Here is a 2,693-nt window from a genome sequence, read left to right as displayed (position 1 = left end):
GCCGGGCGACTCAAGCGGGGTCAGCGCGCCTCGGCCTCGGGCGGCGCCTCGGGTTGGGGCGGCGCGGGGTCGCCCTTGATCCCGCAGGCCGCGAGCAGGGCGACGGCGAGGAGGAGACAGGCCAGCCGGCTCACCCGAGCGCCTCCCACCAGCGCCGCACCTCGGCGCGCACCCGCGCCGGCGCGGTGCCGCCGAAGCTGGTGCGGCTGGCGACGGAATTGTCGACGCCGAGGACCTCGTAGACCTCCTCGACGATGCCGGGATGGACCGCCTGCATCTCGGCGAGCGAGAGGTCGGCCAGATCGACCCCCTTCTCCTCGGCCCGCTTCACCAGCGCGCCGGTCACATGATGCGCCTCGCGGAAGGGCAGCCCCAGCCGGCGCACCAGCCAGTCGGCGAGATCGGTCGCGGTCGAGAAGCCCGTGGCGGCCGCGGCGCGGAGCCGCTCGGCCTCGGGGGCCATGTCGGCGACCATGCCGGTCATCGCCGCCAGCGCGAGCATCAGCGCGTCCGCCGCGTCGAAGACCTGCTCCTTGTCCTCCTGCATGTCCTTGGAATAGGCGAGCGGCAACCCCTTCATCACCGTCAGCAGGGCGACCAGCGCGCCGGTGATCCGCGCCACCTTGGCCCGGCAGAGCTCGGCGGCATCCGGGTTCCGCTTCTGCGGCATGATCGAGGAGCCGGTGGAGAAACGGTCGGAGAGCCGCACGAAGCCGAACTGCGCCGAGGTCCAGACGACGAGTTCCTCGGCCAGGCGGCTGAGGTGGGTGGCGGAGATCGCCGCCGCGGCGAGGAACTCCAGCGCAAAGTCGCGGTCGCTCACCGCGTCGAGCGAATTCGCCATCGGCCGGTCGAAGCCGAGCGCCGCCGCCGTCATCTCCCGGTCGATCGGAAAGCTCGTCCCGGCGAGCGCCGCCGCGCCGAGCGGGCTCTCGTTCATCCGCGCCCGCGCATCGCGGAAACGCCCGCGGTCGCGGGCGAACATCTCGACATAGGCGAGCATATGGTGGCCCCAGGTCACCGGCTGCGCCACCTGCAGATGGGTGAAGCCCGGCATCACCATCGCCGCCCCGGCCTCGGCCTGCGCCACCAGCGCACGCATCAGCGCCGTGAGCCCCGCCTCCGCCGCGTCGCACTGGCCCCGCACCCAGAGGCGGAAATCGACCGCCACCTGGTCGTTGCGCGAGCGGGCGGTGTGCAGCCGCCCGGCCGGCGCGCCGATCAGCTCCCGCAGCCGGCTCTCCACGTTCATGTGGATGTCCTCGAGCGCCCGGCTGAACGGGAAGCTGCCCGCCTCGATCTCTGACAGAACCGTGAGCAGCCCTTCCCGGATGGCGGCGGCGTCGCTATCAGAGACGATGCCGGTCGCGCCCAGCATCGCCGCATGCGCCCGGCTGGCGGCGATGTCCTCGGCATAGAGCCGGCGGTCGAAATCGATCGAGGCGTTGATCGCCTCCATCACCGCATCGGGCCCGCTGGCGAAGCGGCCGCCCCACATCGCATTGGAACCCGCCTTGGCTTCCCTGTCGTCGGCCATCCTGCCCATCCTGCCCGTTCTCGCCGCGGCCCTGCTATACGCCGCGCCCCCCGCGAACGCCACCGACCTCGAGCCCCTCCGCACCGGCGAGATGCGCAAGCTCGTCGTCCACCCCGCGCCGGAGCCGGTGCCGGACACCGAGTACCTCGGCCCCGACGGCCAGCCGACGACGCTCGCCGCCTCCAATGGCCGGGTGCGGCTGGTGAACTTCTGGGCGACCTGGTGCGCGCCCTGCCGCAAGGAGATGCCGGCGCTCGCCGCGCTCGAGCGCGCCAGGGGCGGCCCCGACTTCCAGGTCGTCACCATCGCGACCGGCCGCAACAGTCCCGAGGCCATCGCGGCCTTCCGCGAGGAGGCCGGGATCACCGACCTGCCGAACGCGCTCGACCCGAAGGGCCGGCTCGCCGCCGCCATGGGCGTCGCCGGCCTGCCGGTCAGCCTGCTCCTCGACCGCGAGGGGCAGGAGATCGCCCGCATGATGGGCGATGCGGACTGGAACGGGCAGGACGCCCGTGCATTGATCGATGCGCTCGTCGCTAGCCAGGGGGACACGCCATGAACAAGTACAGGGTCGGCTACCTGATCGGCAGCCTCGCGAAGGGGTCGATCAACCGCAAGCTCGCGACGGCGCTGGTCCGGCTCGCGCCCGTCGAGCTCGAGATGGTCGAGATCCCCTTTCGGGATCTGCCGCTCTACAGCTACGACTACGACGAGGACTTCCCGCCGGCCGCCCGCGAATTCAAGGCCGCCCTTGCCGCCGTCGATGCGGTGATGTTCGTGACCCCGGAATACAACCGCTCGATCCCCGGCGGACTCAAGAACGCGATCGACTGGGCCAGCCGCCCGTACGGCAGGAATTCCTTCGCCCGCAAGCCGTCCGCCGTGATCGGCGCCTCCACCGGCAAGATCGGCACGGCGCTGGCGCAACAGAGCCTGCGCGGCGTTCTGAGCTTCTGCAACTCGCCGCAGATGACCGCGCCCGAGGCCTACATCCAGTTCACGCCGGACCTCATCGACGACGAGGGCGTGGTCAGCGTCCCCGCGACCGAGGACTTCCTGCGCACCTGGATCGCCGAGTTCGCCGCCTATATCGGCCGCGTCTACACCGTGCTGCCGCGGCAGACCTGACGGGCCGTTAACGATCGTTTCCATCCGG

At 71.5% G+C, this 2,693-nt stretch carries 4 protein-coding genes; 2 read left to right on the top strand and 2 right to left on the bottom strand.

Annotated features, from left to right (window positions below):
* Positions 1-20: 20 nt before the first annotated feature.
* Positions 21-134 (bottom strand): lipoprotein, encoded by a 114-nt coding sequence (locus Q0112_RS04790; RefSeq protein ID WP_297972169.1) that lies wholly within the window; start codon positions 132-134, stop codon positions 21-23.
* On the bottom strand, positions 131-1,537 hold the full coding sequence (gene argH, locus Q0112_RS04785; RefSeq protein WP_297972167.1) for an argininosuccinate lyase: 1,407 nt from the start codon (positions 1,535-1,537) through the stop codon (positions 131-133). Before argH ends, Q0112_RS04790 begins: the two co-directional genes overlap by 4 nt.
* Here argH and Q0112_RS04780 point away from each other — a divergent pair.
* Complete coding sequence (locus tag Q0112_RS04780; RefSeq protein ID WP_297972164.1) at positions 1,515-2,096, top strand: TlpA disulfide reductase family protein; 582 nt, start codon at positions 1,515-1,517, stop codon at positions 2,094-2,096. The genes argH and Q0112_RS04780 overlap by 23 nt on opposite strands.
* Entirely contained in the window at positions 2,093-2,665 is a 573-nt protein-coding gene (locus Q0112_RS04775) for an NADPH-dependent FMN reductase (RefSeq protein WP_297972161.1), read from the top strand. The genes Q0112_RS04780 and Q0112_RS04775 overlap by 4 nt, the downstream gene beginning before the upstream one ends.
* Positions 2,666-2,693 lie beyond the last annotated feature (28 nt).

Origin of the sequence: uncultured Amaricoccus sp., assembly GCF_937858865.1 — a bacterium.
GTDB lineage: Bacteria > Pseudomonadota > Alphaproteobacteria > Rhodobacterales > Rhodobacteraceae > Amaricoccus.
Note: the sequence above shows the minus strand (reverse complement) of the source record. Positions and strands in the feature narration are given on the sequence as shown.